The sequence below is a fragment of the Virgibacillus ainsalahensis genome, assembly GCF_055380755.1.
The window spans coordinates 3,120,045-3,135,231 of sequence record NZ_AP043943.1; the positions used below are offsets into that span (position 1 = coordinate 3,120,045).

Annotated in this window: 19 protein-coding genes; 8 read left to right on the forward strand and 11 right to left on the reverse strand. The window is 39.8% G+C overall.

What is annotated here, in order from left to right; all coding sequences use genetic code 11:
• Nucleotides 1-106 precede the first annotated feature (106 nt).
• The 6 genes from ACZ427_RS15375 to ACZ427_RS15400 form a co-directional block, all read right to left on the reverse strand.
• The gene (locus ACZ427_RS15375; protein WP_461176963.1) at nt 107-1,378 is read right to left on the reverse strand and encodes an ABC transporter permease; all 1,272 of its coding nucleotides are present in this window, start codon (nt 1,376-1,378) and stop codon (nt 107-109) included.
• Nucleotides 1,379-1,439: 61 nt separating this feature from the next.
• Nucleotides 1,440-2,132, reverse strand: a complete 693-nt coding sequence (locus ACZ427_RS15380; RefSeq protein ID WP_461176964.1) for an ABC transporter ATP-binding protein — start codon at nt 2,130-2,132, stop codon at nt 1,440-1,442.
• The gene (locus ACZ427_RS15385) at nt 2,129-3,247 is read right to left on the reverse strand and encodes a hypothetical protein (RefSeq protein WP_461176965.1); all 1,119 of its coding nucleotides are present in this window, start codon (nt 3,245-3,247) and stop codon (nt 2,129-2,131) included. Before ACZ427_RS15385 ends, ACZ427_RS15380 begins: the two co-directional genes overlap by 4 nt.
• A 12-nt stretch (nt 3,248-3,259) precedes the next feature.
• Nucleotides 3,260-4,099: a hypothetical protein gene (locus ACZ427_RS15390; protein WP_461176966.1), complete on the reverse strand. Its 840-nt coding sequence runs from the start codon at nt 4,097-4,099 to the stop codon at nt 3,260-3,262.
• Entirely contained in the window at nt 4,096-4,785 is a 690-nt protein-coding gene (locus tag ACZ427_RS15395) for an ATP-binding cassette domain-containing protein (protein WP_461176967.1), read from the reverse strand. The genes ACZ427_RS15390 and ACZ427_RS15395 overlap by 4 nt, the downstream gene beginning before the upstream one ends.
• Complete coding sequence (locus ACZ427_RS15400; RefSeq protein ID WP_461176968.1) at nt 4,778-5,173, reverse strand: GntR family transcriptional regulator; 396 nt, start codon at nt 5,171-5,173, stop codon at nt 4,778-4,780. The genes ACZ427_RS15395 and ACZ427_RS15400 overlap by 8 nt, the downstream gene beginning before the upstream one ends.
• A 246-nt stretch (nt 5,174-5,419) precedes the next feature.
• On the opposite strand from ACZ427_RS15400, the gene ACZ427_RS15405 reads away from it, so the two are divergent.
• The 4 genes from ACZ427_RS15405 to ACZ427_RS15420 all read left to right on the forward strand — a co-directional run bounded on the left by ACZ427_RS15405 (nt 5,420) and on the right by ACZ427_RS15420 (nt 7,687).
• A complete protein-coding gene (locus tag ACZ427_RS15405) occupies nt 5,420-6,181 on the forward strand; it encodes an exodeoxyribonuclease III (protein WP_461177067.1) in 762 nt (253 codons plus the stop codon).
• A 72-nt stretch (nt 6,182-6,253) separates the two neighbouring features.
• Complete coding sequence (locus ACZ427_RS15410) at nt 6,254-6,646, forward strand: hypothetical protein (protein WP_461176969.1); 393 nt, start codon at nt 6,254-6,256, stop codon at nt 6,644-6,646.
• A gap of 233 nt (nt 6,647-6,879) precedes the next feature.
• Nucleotides 6,880-7,119, forward strand: a complete 240-nt coding sequence (locus ACZ427_RS15415) for a hypothetical protein (RefSeq protein ID WP_461176970.1) — start codon at nt 6,880-6,882, stop codon at nt 7,117-7,119.
• Between the two features lies 1 nt (nt 7,120).
• On the forward strand, nt 7,121-7,687 hold the full coding sequence (locus ACZ427_RS15420) for a hypothetical protein (RefSeq protein WP_464883455.1): 567 nt from the start codon (nt 7,121-7,123) through the stop codon (nt 7,685-7,687).
• A 32-nt stretch (nt 7,688-7,719) separates the two neighbouring features.
• Here the strand turns inward: ACZ427_RS15420 and ACZ427_RS15425 are convergent, their stop codons facing one another.
• From ACZ427_RS15425 to ACZ427_RS15440, 4 genes are all read right to left on the reverse strand, one after another.
• Nucleotides 7,720-8,667 carry an MBL fold metallo-hydrolase gene (locus ACZ427_RS15425; protein ID WP_461176972.1) on the reverse strand — a complete coding sequence of 316 codons (948 nt, stop codon included), beginning with the start codon at nt 8,665-8,667 and terminating at the stop codon, nt 7,720-7,722.
• A 168-nt stretch (nt 8,668-8,835) separates the two neighbouring features.
• Entirely contained in the window at nt 8,836-10,128 is a 1,293-nt protein-coding gene (locus ACZ427_RS15430; RefSeq protein WP_461176973.1) for an alpha/beta hydrolase family protein, read from the reverse strand.
• A gap of 601 nt (nt 10,129-10,729) precedes the next feature.
• Nucleotides 10,730-12,085 (reverse strand): tripartite tricarboxylate transporter permease, encoded by a 1,356-nt coding sequence (locus ACZ427_RS15435; RefSeq protein ID WP_461176974.1) that lies wholly within the window; start codon nt 12,083-12,085, stop codon nt 10,730-10,732.
• A gap of 3 nt (nt 12,086-12,088) precedes the next feature.
• Nucleotides 12,089-12,355 carry a hypothetical protein gene (locus ACZ427_RS15440; protein ID WP_461176975.1) on the reverse strand — a complete coding sequence of 89 codons (267 nt, stop codon included), beginning with the start codon at nt 12,353-12,355 and terminating at the stop codon, nt 12,089-12,091.
• Nucleotides 12,356-12,474: 119 nt separating this feature from the next.
• On the opposite strand from ACZ427_RS15440, the gene ACZ427_RS15445 reads away from it, so the two are divergent.
• Entirely contained in the window at nt 12,475-13,086 is a 612-nt protein-coding gene (locus tag ACZ427_RS15445; RefSeq protein ID WP_461176976.1) for a spore coat protein, read from the forward strand.
• An 82-nt stretch (nt 13,087-13,168) separates the two neighbouring features.
• Here ACZ427_RS15445 and ACZ427_RS15450 read toward each other — a convergent pair whose 3' ends face one another.
• Nucleotides 13,169-13,345 (reverse strand): hypothetical protein, encoded by a 177-nt coding sequence (locus ACZ427_RS15450; protein WP_461176977.1) that lies wholly within the window; start codon nt 13,343-13,345, stop codon nt 13,169-13,171.
• A 125-nt stretch (nt 13,346-13,470) separates the two neighbouring features.
• Between ACZ427_RS15450 and ACZ427_RS15455 the strand changes: the two genes are divergently transcribed.
• From ACZ427_RS15455 to ACZ427_RS15465, 3 genes are all read left to right on the forward strand, one after another.
• Nucleotides 13,471-14,265, forward strand: coding sequence for a TIGR00266 family protein (locus tag ACZ427_RS15455; RefSeq protein ID WP_461176978.1), 795 nt, complete (start codon nt 13,471-13,473; stop codon nt 14,263-14,265).
• 74 nt (nt 14,266-14,339) lie between these two features.
• Complete coding sequence (locus ACZ427_RS15460) at nt 14,340-14,510, forward strand: YfhD family protein (protein ID WP_461176979.1); 171 nt, start codon at nt 14,340-14,342, stop codon at nt 14,508-14,510.
• A 160-nt stretch (nt 14,511-14,670) separates the two neighbouring features.
• A complete protein-coding gene (locus tag ACZ427_RS15465; protein WP_461176980.1) occupies nt 14,671-15,114 on the forward strand; it encodes a YueI family protein in 444 nt (147 codons plus the stop codon).
• The last annotated feature ends 73 nt before the right edge of the window (nt 15,115-15,187 follow it).

A 15,187-nucleotide genomic window follows, 5' to 3' on the forward strand; every position in this document is an offset into this window, starting at 1 on the left:
CGGCCATGCGGTGCAGGTTTTACCCAGTCTTAGCTTTCATTTAATGTAGCTAAGTAATTTCACTACATTGTTGCTGCTGAATTTTCCTTCATACGAATCCTCCGCTTTAAACTTCACGCCTCATTGCTTTTAATACATCGATTTGCGTTGCGCGCTTGGCTGGGCGAATACCGGATAGAATGGTAACAGCTAAACAAATCCCAACAGCAATCAATATTAATGTTCCTGGAATAGCTGAGAATTGTAATCCTTCAGGCAATTCTTCTCCAAAGGCGGTTTCAATAATGAAAGGAAGTCCTAAATTCACGAAAAAACTGACGATATAAGCAACTGCTGTTCCGATAACTGCACCAATGATTCCAATAAAACTGCTTTCCAATAGAAAAATCTTTTGGATTGTTTTTGGATTTGCTCCAATGGCTTTCATGATCCCTATATCTGGGGCGCGCTCCGTCACAGCCATCGTCATTGTATTATATATGCCGATTGATGCGATGATGATAGCGATTGTTCCAACCAAAATCAAGCCCGCCTTTGCAATGGTGAACAGCATGTTAATCTGATTCATCTCACTGACAACCGAGTAAGTGGAATAGTTCGCTTGATCTAACTGCTCGGAAATTCCTTCTACAGCCTCTAAATTGGTTGCAAAAACAGTTACTTCGTCAATCATTTTGGAAGTTTCAGCTGTTTCCGCTTCTTCCATGGTCTCCGGCATTCCTTTTGGAGTGTCTGTAAATGCCTCAATTTCAGTAAGCAATGTCTCTGAAATATAAACATTAGAATCCTGCATCCACTCTCTTTTTGGTTCTTTCAGAATACCGACTACTTTTACCGGAATGGTCTCTGTCATTTCCTCTCCTTCTTCATGTTTACGGACCGTCATATCCAGTGTTTTTCCAATTAGGTCTTCCTCGTAAAGATATTCTTCCTTTATCCTGCCTTCCTTATCGTATGCATCTTCCCCGGCTGCATCTGAAATGAGAACTTTTGAAAAATGGTAGCCTAGTACGATTTCTTTCGGCTCTTGTGGAAATCTTCCATCTTCCAATTCAAGACCAGATTGTATTTCGGCTGGAAAATAGGTAGCCGTCGTTCCTGCATCAGCCTGATAATTATCGATGGAGTATGTTGGAGTTTGCCGGAGTTGATTTCTTCTAGTTACAGCTTGTACCTCCTCTATTTCCTCTATATACGTAATATCCTCCATCGTTAATGGACTATAATTGCCGTTCTCTTCTTCGATGCCGTGAACATCAATTTCGGTAACAATCTGTTGTTCCAAGGTATCCTCAACAACAGTCTGTTGAAGGCCGAAACCTATAGATGCCAAAACAATAAGAAACGCACATCCCATTGCTGTTGCCAAAATGGTCATAAATGTTCTAACCTTATTTTTTTAATGTTCTGCCTTACAAATCGGAATTGATCTCTGCGTTTCATACGATAGCACCATCTTCTATTAAACTGCCATCACTTATTGTAATGACCCGGTTGCCGATCCCAGCAACTTCCTCATCATGTGTAATCATTAAGAATGTAACACCCATCTCCCTATTCAGCTGCTGAATAAGTTTAAGCAGGTCCGCTTCTGTTTCGCTGTCCAAACTTCCGGTGGGTTCATCAGCCATAATTAGCGGTGAATTTAGTACCAGTGCCCTTGCAATACTCACCCGCTGCTGCTGACCACCAGATAATTCACTAGGGTAATGATCCTTGTAATCTTTCAAGCCTACTTTTTCAAGCATTTCCCATGTTAATTGTTTTCTATCTGAAATATCCTCCCCACTCAAGGTTAATGGGAGTTCTATATTCTGAAAAGCCGTCATACTGGGGATCAATTGAAAGTTTTGAAAGATAAATCCCATTTGTTTTAACCGGAAGTCCGCAAATTCCGCTTCGGTAAATTCTGTCACTTTCTGATCGTCTATCCAAATCTCTCCATCAGTCGGATGAATAAAACCGCTAATCAGATTTAATAACGTAGACTTCCCGGAGCCACTCTTTCCAACAACTGCAACTATCTCCCCTTTCTTCACTTCAAAGGAAATATCTTTTAAGACAGATAAGCGTGATTGCTGTTTTTTCTTCCCTAAGATAAAATCATGGCTAACCTCTTTAACAGTTATCAACTTTTCTCACCCTCTATAATTAACTCATTAATGGATAAATGATAATTATCCTGATTTTCCTCTGGATGCTTCATTTCAAACGAGCCTTCATAGAGGGTCTCTCCAGTTTCTACATCAACTACTAGAATGTTCGCTTGTTTATCGTGATCTTTGTATCGATCGGCCAGATACATTTTGCCATCTTTAATTCCCAAATGTAATCCTCCCATACTGTTACTTAGAGAATCTGTATCGATGGCTTTCTCTACCTTTTCCGGCAGTTCAAGTTTTTCTTGTTCATTCGTTTTTAGATTATATGCAATCAGTTCCGTCCCCGTTTTTTCTTGATAATACTCCCCATTTTTTTGCTGAAGTTCCTCTCTATCCACTTTGAATACAGCATATTCCGTTGACCCTAAATTCGCATCACTTATATATTCACTGTAAAACCTGACTGACTCGGATGACTCATTGTCTAACCGGATAGTCTCATCATAGACTACTTCCTGGACGCCTACATCGATTTGGTATACATGTAGTTCCTCTGATGTACCAAAACCTGTTTGACGCATTTGGAGAAAGTTACGGGTAATAACATTTATTTCCCCATTGACCATCTGAACATCCTCTACATTCAGGAAATTATCGTCGGTTGTATCTGGAACCTTAATTGTCATCGTTTTGGTATCGTTCGAACTTTTATCTAAAATTTCCAAACGCAGGGAGATGCCATCGCTTGAATAGAGGGAGTCAGTATTTTCTTCGACATACAGGAGCATGCGCTCATCCTCATAAAATTTTGAAGGATCAGCTGGTTTACCACGCATGAAATTTCTGTATTCTTCCTGAAGATGTACAATCTGTGGATCTGTATGCCTTCCCCCTAGACGGTCGATATAGGATAACTCCTGGGAGTACATTGTACCTTCCGCGGAAATCCATAGGCTATCCCTCTTCCTATTTTCATGGTAGGACGCATTAAAAATAAGGTCTTTTACTTCAGCTTCATTTCCAGCTGTTGTGCTCATCACAAACTCCGGATTTTTATTTTCAGCAATAGCTGATTGAATATAATATGTCCCAATGGTAAGTACGACGATTGCGGTAATAAAAATTCCTTTCCAATAACGTTTCACTTATCTTCCCTCCTACACAGTTATTTTCTTATTCAATAGAAAACGACTCATCCAAATAGATGCTAACGCAACTAGAATCCCCAGGATACCTTGAATCACAAGCATTTCAAAAGGGTACAAGTAATCAAACCCGAAGAACACCTCCAGCAGAATAGGCAATAGAAAAATACTTAATGCTATGACGCTATATACTGCCCCTAGCAAAATACCTTTCCAGCGAAAACTCCTTTCAAAAAGAATAGCCGTAAATAAGATAAATACCGCCATAAAACCAATTCCATAATTAATCATAAATTGGATGAAGCTTTGCGGAAGAAGGACTTGCAAAATACCATTAACAGAGTTATTAACCATCTCCCCTACCACCATATCTGTTCTGAAATCCAATGGCACCATCCATTTAAGAATGGTACTCTCCACAGGGAGAAGTAAAAGCTGCAATGCAACCAAACCTAGCACCAGTAGAAAGATTGCCGTCGCCTTTGCCAGAAAAACATTCAGGCGCGCTGTCGGAAGCATCAGCAAACGGTAGATAAATGTGTTTTTTCCAAACCAGTCACGGTACCAGATAAAAAAGCAATAAAAAATCAATGCGGCAATACATAGAGCAATCGGTCCCATAAACCACATACTTTGTATGACCTGTAACATGCTCATGGTTCCTGTCCTTTCCAAAAATTGCTCTATTGGTATTAAATTTTCGTAAACCGCTTTATTGGCCTCACTTACATAATTATTTGACGTGACAATAACACCTGCAATTTGCGAAACGATAGTGATCCCAATCAGTACGAGATAGATCTTCATAAAACGGCCCAATTCGAAATTAACCAGTTTCAAATAACGATTCATCCCTGATACACCTCTCTCATCACATCCACAACGGATTTCCCTTCTGTTTCACGAACTTCCTCTGAATTAAATTCCTTTAAGACTTTCCCGTTATCAAGCAACACCACTTTATCAATTAAATGTTCTATATCACTGATTTCATGAGTTGTGATAATCACACCACGATCTTCCACCAAGTGGCTGGTAAATACATCAGCAATTTGTTCCCTGCTGAAAATATCAATTCCGGAAAATGGCTCATCCATTAATAAGTAGTCCACATCTAACCCCAATCCAAGAAGCAAATTTACTTTTGCGGTATTCCCTTTGGATAGTTCGGAAATTCGTTCATCCTCTTTCAGTCTGAAAAATCCAAGCAGCTCTGCAGCTCGTTTCTGATTCCAATTATCATAGAAATCCTGCATGAATTGCATCACATCAGCAATTTTCATCTGTGGCAGCATGGTGATGGCATCCGGAATAAACGTGATTTTTTCATAGCTTTCTTTCTTAATTTTTTCACCATCCATTAAAATTTGACCACTGTTCATTGGTGTCAGATTCATAATCGCATTCAGAACAGTCGTTTTACCGACGCCATTTATTCCAATCAGACATGTAATTTCACCTTTTTCTGCATTGAAGGTAACTCCATCCAACACTTTCTTACGTCCATATTTTTTCTTTATATCGTTAACCTCAATCATGCTTCTCCCTCCCTATTTCATTTGCTTCACCTTCGTATTTTTTCCTTAGCAAATCTATTACTTCGTCAAGTGGAACATTAATCGGATGAATAGAGGCTATGAAAGAATTCACCGCTTCTAAAATAAGCTCTTCCCTGACAGACCCGAGAACTTTTTCATCTGTAGTGATTTTACTTGGCAAATTTCGTTCTGTATAAATCAAGCCTGCTTCCTCCATTTCCTTATATGCCCGTTGTGCTGTGTTTGGGTTGATTTTTAAACGATTGGCCAATTCCCGTCGTGAAGGAATCTCCTCTCCCGGTTCCAGCATGCCTGTTGCAATTTGTTCTTTAAAATGCCGAACAACCTGTACATACACAGGATCACGATTATTAAATTTCACATTCATAGCAACAGCTCCTAAATTTTTCTCAGATGTATATGGTTTAATGTACTAACCCATTAATACACTACACTCAAAAAAACGTGTATTAATCACTTAATACGTCTTCTTGGTGTATTATACGGTTAATACAGACTGCATGTCAATACCATTTCTTAAAAAATGACGCGACATAAAACGGGGTTCCCTGTTACTAAGTATGCTAAAATGGAAAAACAATTGATCACAAATAGAAGGAGTACGTTTGTAGTTATGAAACTGGTATCTTGGAATGTAAATGGAATACGGGCTTGTGTTCGTAAAGGATTTCTGGATTATTTTAAAGAAGTGGATGCAGATATCTTCTGCTTGCAGGAAACAAAACTCCAGGAGGGACAAATTGAGCTGGATCTCGAAGGTTATTATCAATACTGGAATTACGCAATAAGAAAAGGGTATTCCGGTACAGCAGTCTTTACAAAGAAAAAACCACTAAGTGTTAGCTATGGTGTTGGAAAAGAGGATACAGAAGAAGAGGGCCGTATCTTAACGTTGGAATTTGAAGATTTCTATTTAGTTAATGTCTATACACCAAATTCCAAAAGAGATCTGACAAGACTTGAATATCGGCTGGAGTGGGAAGATGAATTATACAACTATTTGAAAATACTCGATGCAAAGAAACCGGTCATCTATTGCGGTGATTTAAATGTGGCCCACAATGAGATTGATTTACGTAATGATAAGACCAATCATGGTAATTCAGGTTTTACCAAAGAAGAACGTGGCAAAATGACCCGCATATTGAGTTCCGGATTCGTCGACAGCTTACGTTATTTCTATCCTGACACAGACGGACTCTACACATGGTGGTCTTACATGAAAACAATTCGGGAAAGGAATGTCGGATGGAGAATTGATTATTTCATCGTTTCAGAAAGATTGACAGATTCCCTTATTGACTCACAGATCCATTCACAGGTCATGGGAAGTGACCATTGCCCGGTGATGCTGGAGTTGAAGCCGCTTCGTTAAATTGTAATCCGTTATTCATATTCTGTTCATATTGCTAATCTATACTACTGATGATGGAAGGAGAGATTCGAGTTGAATAAATATAGTAAAACATTGCTTCGATTTTCAGCAATTTTCGCTGCAATAGGAGCATTCATCGGCTCACATATGGCAGGTGCAGGCGGACTGGAATTCAAAACGGTTCATGCACATATTCTTGTTGTCGGCTGGTTGTCATTATTTGCCTGGGCTGTCTTCTACAAGGTTTTCACCCCTGCAAATAAAATCCTTGCAGCTTTACATGTATGGTCCGCAATCATTGGAACCATTGGATTAACGAGTGGCATGTGGTTGTACTACGTTCGCCCGTTTGATCTTAATGATACATTTACTACAGTATTCTTTATTGTTGGAGGAACCATATTATTATTAAGCTTCGTGTTTTTCCTAATCTTAACGTTTATGAAGACAGAAGAGGATCAATAATAAATTAGAATTATTTTATATGATATCTAAAGTCAGGCAGTGTGCCTGGCTTTTTGATTATCAATTGACAAGGCATGTAGCAAATTTCAAGATTGTGGATATAATAATGATATTAGGAAGTTCAACTCGCCAGGCAATTGCCCTTGCCTAAGCTGACTTATACTGCCGAAATGGTTTTATATTTGCCTATCTGCTAAAATGAAGATAAATAAATCCCGAGGGTGGTGTGATTTATGCGTTTCATTAAAATGACGCAAATTGATGAGAACATCAATTCAAGACGCCAAGAAGTGAATGCAAATCTACAATGTAACCGTAAAGGGAGTCCCCGTGTCAGACGAAAACGGTCAAGGTCATTGGATGAACGAATTGCATTAACACAGATCACCAAGGAAAGTGTAGAGCGTGCAAAAAGGGAAGGTAAAATGAAAATGATAGGAAAGCGAAAGATGTATTATGATCCAGCTGAATGAATTGAAGAACGAGTTTAAAAACCTATTACAATTTTCCAAACATGAAAGAATGCTGCAGGCTTCTGCATTACTTACGGCTTATTTTGAATTAGAAAATATAAAACCTATTATTGTTGGCGGGCTCTCGGTAGAAATATACACCCGAAATAATTACACGACTTATGATATTGATCTAATTACAGATGGACGGGATAAATTCGATGTATTGTTAACGAAGGAACTGGATTTTGTAAAAGAGGGCCGAAGCTGGTATCACAAGGAACTGGAAATATCCATTGAAATACCAGATAACTTTTTAGAAGGAAGCTTAGAGAAGGTTTTTAAAATGGAATTAGAGAATGGCCGGTATATCTTTGTAGTGGGAGTAGAAGATATCATCATCCATCGTTTAGAATCTGCTGTTGTTTCACACCCGGACAACCCCGAATGGACAGATGATTATGAATGGGCGGAGCGAATGTTTCAGATTCATAGATCTGATGAGGAGATTATGGACCTGGATTATTTAAGACAGACAGCTAAAGAAGCTGAAGTTGGCAGCATTGTTGAGCAATGGCTGAAAAAATAAGCATCCGAAAAAAGACGGATGCTTTTTTTCATTTATTGCTTCAATGTTTGAAAATAATCAATGATTCCCAGTGCACAGACTTGCATGTCCAGATTTATGATGATATAGATTTCATGATCATCCTGCACACCTGATTGCCGGAGATGGGATTGAATCCTCCCTAGTAATCGCTTTGCAAGTTCATCATAGCCCTGCCCTTCAGCAATAACCTGTTCGCCCTCTTCCATGTACACATCAAGCCAGTCAGATACTCCCTGTAATGCTGAATCTGTATTTTCTGTCATTCCAAAATGTCCATAATAGATCCGGTCAACATTCATTCCAGCAATTCGGTCGATTGAGGATTGCATGGTATTTGGATCAAAATGGTTTGGAGATGTAGAAGGTAAAAATAAATCAACACCCTCATGAATCAGCTGATCATAGCGGACACCAACTGTATCTCCAGTAAATATGCCATTGCTTACTGGATCATAAATACTAAAATGATGCTTGGCATGCCCAGGAGTGTCCAGAAATTCCAAGGTACATTCAGGCCCTATTTTAAGTGTGTCCCCTTCTCCTTTAACAATCAATCGATCTTCAGGTACAGGCACGATTGGTTCAAACAATTCCTGAAAACTTTCACCGTATACTGCTCTCGCACCAGCTGCCAGTTTTTTTGGGTTTATCAAATGCCTTTCTCCTCTTGGATGAACAACTACGGAAGCATTCGGGCAATCCCTCAGTAAAAGCCCCGCACCCCCGGCATGGTCAAGATGGACATGTGTTACGATAATATACTTGACCTGGTCCAGGGAAAATCCTAAAAAATCAAGACCTTTTTTGACATGTTTAACCGATGGACTTGGCCCGGTTTCCACGATGGTTAATTCATCTTCATTAATAACATAAGCTCCCGTTCTTTGTGAGACACTCAAATCAAACCCGTCAATAAGATGAATTCGATGATCTAATTGAATTGGCTCTTTATCCTGCATGATTCAACCTCCTACATTAGCACTTGGCTTTTCGTCAAATCCGCCCATTAAGGACAATTGCATTTCTTTCATTTATAATAGCATATTTTCTTCTTCACAACTCATAATTTAAGCGTATTTTTACAATAATCATAACTCTTTATTATTATCCTCATCTCAAACATTTAATTAGCTATTTAAAAATTCGACCAGTGCATCTATCAGACCGTCCGCCAACGGAAGGTCCGGATCATTATAGGTTTGTAAATTACCTTCTTCATCTCCCGGCGCTTCCTTTAAAACATGGTTCATCTTATCGATAAGCACCAATACTGCATCCTCTTTTGCCTCCTGAAGCATTTCTGCTTCGTCTGGTGAAACCTGCAGGTCGTTTTTCCCATTTATAACAAGGGTTGGAATATCCAATTTTGCTATTTCTTCTGTGGGCTCATATTGCATCCACGAAGAGATAAAGGGTTGAACCGATGGCCGAAAAGCACTTTGTAGTTCCTCGCTGACATTCTCGACCACTTTTCCTTCTTTAAGCTGCTGCAGGATCTCTTCAGATTCCTTCATGAGATCTCCCGGCAGCTGTTCACGTAATTGATCATGTAAAACTTCATCAATAGAACGCCCGGCACCAGCCAGTGATATAAATGTGTCTACCTCTGTATCACGCGCCGCCAGCATACCAACTAAAGAACCTTGACTATGACCAATTATCCCTACCTCTGTAAAATTCTCCTCTTCTTTTAACAGTTCCACCCACGTAACAGCATCATCAATGAATTGTTCAAATTGTAATTCTTCTTCGGCAATAATCGCCTTTCTATTTTCACCCGCTCCTCGCTTATCATAACGGAGACTGGCCACCCCATTTGCGGCAAGTTCTTCAGCAACAAATTTCAAACTGTCATTTCGTGCTCCAGGTGAATTACCATTACGATCTGTTGGACCAGATCCCGGGATAATAAGCATTACCGGAAAAGGCCCATTTCCATCAGGCATCTCCACTTCACCATAGAGTGTTCCAATTTCTGTTTCTACTTCAAGAAACTCACCATCTTCTTCCGGTTCAGAAGTAGCAGCTCCTTTTGTTAGTTCGAAGGGGAAGGTTTGCCCGTTCTGTTTAAAGTCTCCTGTAATCGTTTCTTCGTCCACTTTTCCATCAAATGAGATTGACTGTCCCTGTATTTCCATCGTGAAAAAAATACTTTCCTCCTCTACATTGATGATGGAAAGGGGGTAGTTCTGTAGGCCTTGAACAGGAATACTGATTGTGCCTGTTAACTCCTCATCATTTGCGAATTCCACGACAATATTAAGCGGCTGACCCGGAACTTCAATCGAACCAGACCATGAATCAGCCAATGTTTCCATAACCGGATTACCTCCTTCTCGTGCGTTAGGTTGTTCACTCCCCTTATTGCACCCAATTACAAAAATAAGTATAAATAATATTGCAATCATGCATTTTTTCATCTTTTTTCCTCCACATACTGCGATAATATTAGACCCCTTTTCGTAAGCTCTGTTGATTTTAATCCACGCAGTTGATATAAAAGACGAAGTAACTGCTATGTCGATTTCCGCTACGGACCGTTGCTTTCCGCGGGCACGGCTTCAGCCTCGGGCCAACACGATGTTGGTCACATAGGCGTTGCCCTAGGACGGGGCGTTCTTAGCCTATGTTCTTTAATTCACCGCTGCGGGGTCTTCAGACACGTGCTGTTCCCGCTGGAGTCAACGGTCCTCCGCTCCAATCAACGATCACATAAGTACTTAATGAAGTTGTAATGCACATATCAGCGAAGGAAATATACGGAGACTCCTGTGGGAACAGTGGCCAGAGTGAGACCCCGCAGAACGGAGTTCGAGGAGGCTCACGGGTCACCCGCGGAAAGCGTAGTATATTTCCGCAGCGGTTAAAAGCACCAACCATAATTTCAAGTTACTTCGTCTTTTATAAATTTTTTGTCATAATTATTGTACGATTATTATACGAATAGGTTTCAAAAAAAACAGGCATTGGCACTTACATGCCCATGCCTGATATCAAAGCTTTCCTGTAGCATATGTTTAGTTATAACACCAACTGAGTCACAATCCACGGTGCCGCGTACAACACCATAAATTGCACACCATAATTGACACCCCAGCGGTGCAGGAGTCCTGCTACCAGCCCAATTAGCAATACACCACCAATATTGATTAAGCCTGCATCCATATAAGCAAGCATCAATACAAGACCGAAAAACACTCCCAGCAATGCTTCATGCGGTATGTATCTGAATACAAATGTACAAATCTGCTGGGAATATTTGATGGTAACAAAATAGGTCAAACTAATTGCAATAATGGCTCCAATTAATGTTGCCACAATAAAGTCACCTGTAGAAAGAAGATGATGCAAATTACGGTCCTCCGTAAAAACAGGTGGTGCGTTAAATAATGCTATCCCCGGCCCAAGAGCTGTTGGTGATACCGGCACACCAATCGCGATTAAAGGAATTAACGTTCCGGCAATATATGCAGCATTTGTCACTCCATCCATACTTGAAATGGCACGGGATGCTTTTTTAATTGGGTCTTTTATTCGGCTTGATAATGTTTCCCCCAAAAATATGGTCATCCCTGCTGGACTCATAAAGAAAGTTAGCACCCCTAAAACAGAACCAAAGGTGGAAGAACCAATTTCTTTCTTATCCAAAATCTTAAAGGGATTTGGGAAACCTTTTACAGGCTTTTGCCGTTTCAATTTAATATCATTCATATGACGGCGTGGCAGGCTATTAAGGATATCCTTATTCAGCAATTCAAATAATCGTAAAATTATCGGCCCGATTGTAATTCCAAGAAAAAAGGAAGTGAATACCGTAACATCTTCCGGCACAGCACCTACTCCCCAATATAAATGTCTCAGCCCTTGAATGAGCAAGGCAAAAGGGACAATAGAAAGTAAAGCCAGCCATCTGTTTTTCGTCATTAATGCTAAAAACACGGCACCAAAAAAGAATATTTGGCTGGAATATTCAGCAATAACATCCCCTAAAGGAATGAGCAGGTTTGCCAGGAATAAACTTAATGGCACAGAATTGATTGTACCAATCACAGAACCTGAAGCCATTTTACGAATACTGACATCCGGAAGGCCATGTTGTTTCAGCACCATCGCATGATCCACCATCGGGGCTGATAATACGCCTCCAGGAATTCCCGCTATCGCAACAGGAATGGAATCCGCTAATTTTTTTGCAACTATAGCAGCGATAAAAAAGGCTAAAATAACAATCGGTTCCATACCGGTCAGAACAAGCACCATCGTTATCGGAGCTAATACTGCAGTCTCATCTGTCCCCGGGGCAATTCCAATTACTGTATATAATACCGCTCCAAATACAGAAGCAGCAATCATTTCAAAAATTATTGTAACATCCATCTCCTAGTTCTCCTCATCCTCAAATCGAAGTGTACGTTTCGGTTTAATGATCAGACTGCTGGCGATAAACCCGATGACCACTCCGACCAAACCATAGATTAGCGGCTGTGGCGGTTCATTTGGAGCAATGAGATAACCACCAAGGGCGCAAGCACTGCAAATGATCATACTTAAAAGCAAATCCTTGATATTTACTACGTCTTCCCAAACTTCTATATTTTTTCCTTCTTCGTTTATAGTTTCTCTGTTATCAGGTGATTGTTCAGACATGCACTCTCTCCTTTGTCCATTTTTAAAATTAAATTATACAACTAAATATCCAGTGTTGTAAGTATAACTTATTCATTTCTGCTTAAAATAATCAAGACTACTTGAAGGAGGTTATTTCATTGCAAAACCAACAGCAGAAAAACATGCAGGATTCCTCACAAATGGCGGATCAGCAAAGTCATGGCGGTCACGAGATGTTCGATGCACATGAAGCAATATCCGGACTTGTCGGAGGAATGGAACACGGATTATTATACGAACAACATATTCAAGATCCGGAATTAAAGACGATGCTTCAACAGCATAAAGCATTTTTGACTCAATTGTATAATACGCTGGTAGAAACATTACAAACTGGTCAGAAGCCAGCCATAGAAACGCAAACCTACAACATGGCACAAGGAAATAATGTGGTTTACGGGATGCAGCCTTCTCCGCCGAAAACACCTGCCCAGTCTGTAAATGAATTGAATGATCAATGTATTTCCAGCTTTATGATGGCACAATTAAAGGCATCAGCAACTGCATTTACAACCGCTTCATTGGAAACAACAAATCCTGTTTTACGCAGAGTATTTGCTGATAGTATACCAAATTTAATCGAAATGGCATATGAAGTATTTTTATATCAGAATAAAAATCAATATTATCAGGTTCCACAGCTGAAGCAAGCAGATATGCAGGCATATATGAATAGTTTCGCACCAGCACAAGGAAACATGCCACATTAAATGACAAAGGGTGACCGCCTAAGGTGGTGCACCCTTTGTTTTATGTTATCATTCTCATTTGGCCTTATCGTTTATCCTAAAGTTAATCCAGCAAGCGATTATTCTCATCTACTGACATGATTCTCACGCCTTTTGAAGCATCTGTTTGATTGTATAATCCATCACCATGACAAACGCTGCATTTATATTGCCAGCCTTCATCATCAGAAAGCATTCCGGTTCCTTCACAAGCTTTACAGGTTTCATCTCTGTTTACCATGTAATATCCTCCTTTTTTCATCCTTCTTCTATTTTTAGTATGTGAAAAATATAGTATATTATCAAAATGAATCTTATTTGAAAATGAAACGTATTTATAACCATTAAATTAAAGGGGATGGAAAAATGAATAACCATGAAATTGATTACGTGCTTCATGGCGATGATATGCAATTTGTTGAAGTTGAACTTGATCCGCAAGAAACCGTAATTGCCGAGGCAGGAAGTCTGATGATGATGGATGAGCATATCCGGATGGAGACAATTTTTGGAGACGGATCAGAGAACCAGCAGGGCTTTGTAGGTAAACTCCTTGGGGCAGGAAAACGTGTAATAACTGGTGAAAGTCTATTCATGACTACATTCACAAATGAAGGCAATGGGAAAAAACAGGTCGCTTTTGCCTCACCATATCCCGGGAAAATAATTCCCATGGATTTAAGTGAGATCAATGGAAAACTAATCTGTCAAAAAGATGCATTTTTGGCTGCAGCAAAAGGCGTATCTGTTGGCATTGAATTCCAGCGCAAAGTAGGAACAGGATTTTTCGGTGGAGAAGGTTTCATCATGCAAAAGCTGGAGGGCGACGGAATGGCTTTTGTACATGCAGGTGGTACGATTCAGAAAAAGGTGCTGAACGCAGGTGAAACACTAAAAGTTGATACAGGCTGTCTTGTTGCAATGACTGGTGATGTGGATTATAACATTGAATACATTGGTGGCATTAAAACAGCTTTATTCGGTGGGGAAGGTTTATTTTTTGCAACATTGCGTGGACCCGGTGTTGTCTGGATCCAATCTCTTCCATTCAGCAGACTTGCAAGCAGAATCTTTGCCGCAGCGCCTGAAAGAGGTGGTTCAAAAGGGGAAGGAAGCCTTGCGGGAGGACTATTTGATATATTAGGCGGAGACAGAAAATAATCTTCAAGTTAAATAAGATTCAACGCTTGCGCACATACTACCTGTGAATACAATACTTCAAAAGAGGTGAAAACATGGGTAGAGATGAACACAATAAATCAAAAAACAGTTTTTTGGCACAAACACCAAAGAATCAGCTGACAGACGGTAAAGACGTGGAGTTTGCTGAAGAATTCGCTGACCATGATGATAAAGAAGCCCAGTCAAGAAGCCGGGCAGCAGAAAAACGCGCGAAGAGGAAATAATTCGGCCGGGCTCAGACTGTTCCTTTATTTAGGGTCAAGTCTTTACAACTAAGGATTACTGCTAAAATCTTGTCGGAAAGTCAGGTCTTCTAAATTGCCTCTCCTCTTATAACTTTGTACAATTAATGAAAGGCAATATAAAGTGAGGCGAGGGATAACGATGAGCAATAAATCCGTTGACGATTATATAACAGAAGGAATATATGGTAAAAGATTGCCAAAGGATGCTGAACGAAAGCAGTTTTTGGGGACACTGAGGGAGCGTATTGTAATTGCGCTGACGAAAGGACAGGTCATGTCTGATTCCGGTCTTGCAAAATTAGATGAAGCAATGCAAGAACATAAAGATGCTAAATTATTAATCAATGGTGACGTATCTTATCGATTTTTAAAGGAAGAAAAGGCTTTGGCCAATAAATATAATATACCGTACACTACCATTACAAATGAGGAGAACGATACCGAAATTGGTGCTGTTCTAACCTATGATCATGCGATTGATAAAGAAGACATTTTTATTAAGGATGAAACGGAAAAAGATAAGGAAGAACCAGCTAAAGATTCTGGATCCTTTCTTTCAAAATTAAAACAATGGTTTGGATAAAAAAACCGGTCACGTTTATAGAACCTGACCGGTTTTTCCCTTTACTGTTTTCTTGGCCAGTGTTCTCACCTGG

Coding starts and splice junctions, on each gene's coding strand:
- ACZ427_RS15425 (WP_461176972.1), bottom strand. CDS start 8,667: ATGCAGGATAAAGAGCCAATTCAATTAGATCATCGAATTCATCTTATT.
- ACZ427_RS15460 (WP_461176979.1), top strand. CDS start 14,340: ATGGGTAGAGATGAACACAATAAATCAAAAAACAGTTTTTTGGCACAA.
- ACZ427_RS15450 (WP_461176977.1), bottom strand. CDS start 13,345: ATGGTAAACAGAGATGAAACCTGTAAAGCTTGTGAAGGAACCGGAATG.
- ACZ427_RS15455 (WP_461176978.1), top strand. CDS start 13,471: ATGAATAACCATGAAATTGATTACGTGCTTCATGGCGATGATATGCAA.
- ACZ427_RS15390 (WP_461176966.1), bottom strand. CDS start 4,099: ATGAATCGTTATTTGAAACTGGTTAATTTCGAATTGGGCCGTTTTATG.
- ACZ427_RS15405 (WP_461177067.1), top strand. CDS start 5,420: ATGAAACTGGTATCTTGGAATGTAAATGGAATACGGGCTTGTGTTCGT.
- ACZ427_RS15435 (WP_461176974.1), bottom strand. CDS start 12,085: ATGGATGTTACAATAATTTTTGAAATGATTGCTGCTTCTGTATTTGGA.
- ACZ427_RS15465 (WP_461176980.1), top strand. CDS start 14,671: ATGAGCAATAAATCCGTTGACGATTATATAACAGAAGGAATATATGGT.
- ACZ427_RS15375 (WP_461176963.1), bottom strand. CDS start 1,378: ATGACCATTTTGGCAACAGCAATGGGATGTGCGTTTCTTATTGTTTTG.
- ACZ427_RS15430 (WP_461176973.1), bottom strand. CDS start 10,128: ATGAAAAAATGCATGATTGCAATATTATTTATACTTATTTTTGTAATT.
- ACZ427_RS15395 (WP_461176967.1), bottom strand. CDS start 4,785: ATGATTGAGGTTAACGATATAAAGAAAAAATATGGACGTAAGAAAGTG.
- ACZ427_RS15415 (WP_461176970.1), top strand. CDS start 6,880: ATGCGTTTCATTAAAATGACGCAAATTGATGAGAACATCAATTCAAGA.
- ACZ427_RS15400 (WP_461176968.1), bottom strand. CDS start 5,173: ATGAATGTGAAATTTAATAATCGTGATCCTGTGTATGTACAGGTTGTT.
- ACZ427_RS15440 (WP_461176975.1), bottom strand. CDS start 12,355: ATGTCTGAACAATCACCTGATAACAGAGAAACTATAAACGAAGAAGGA.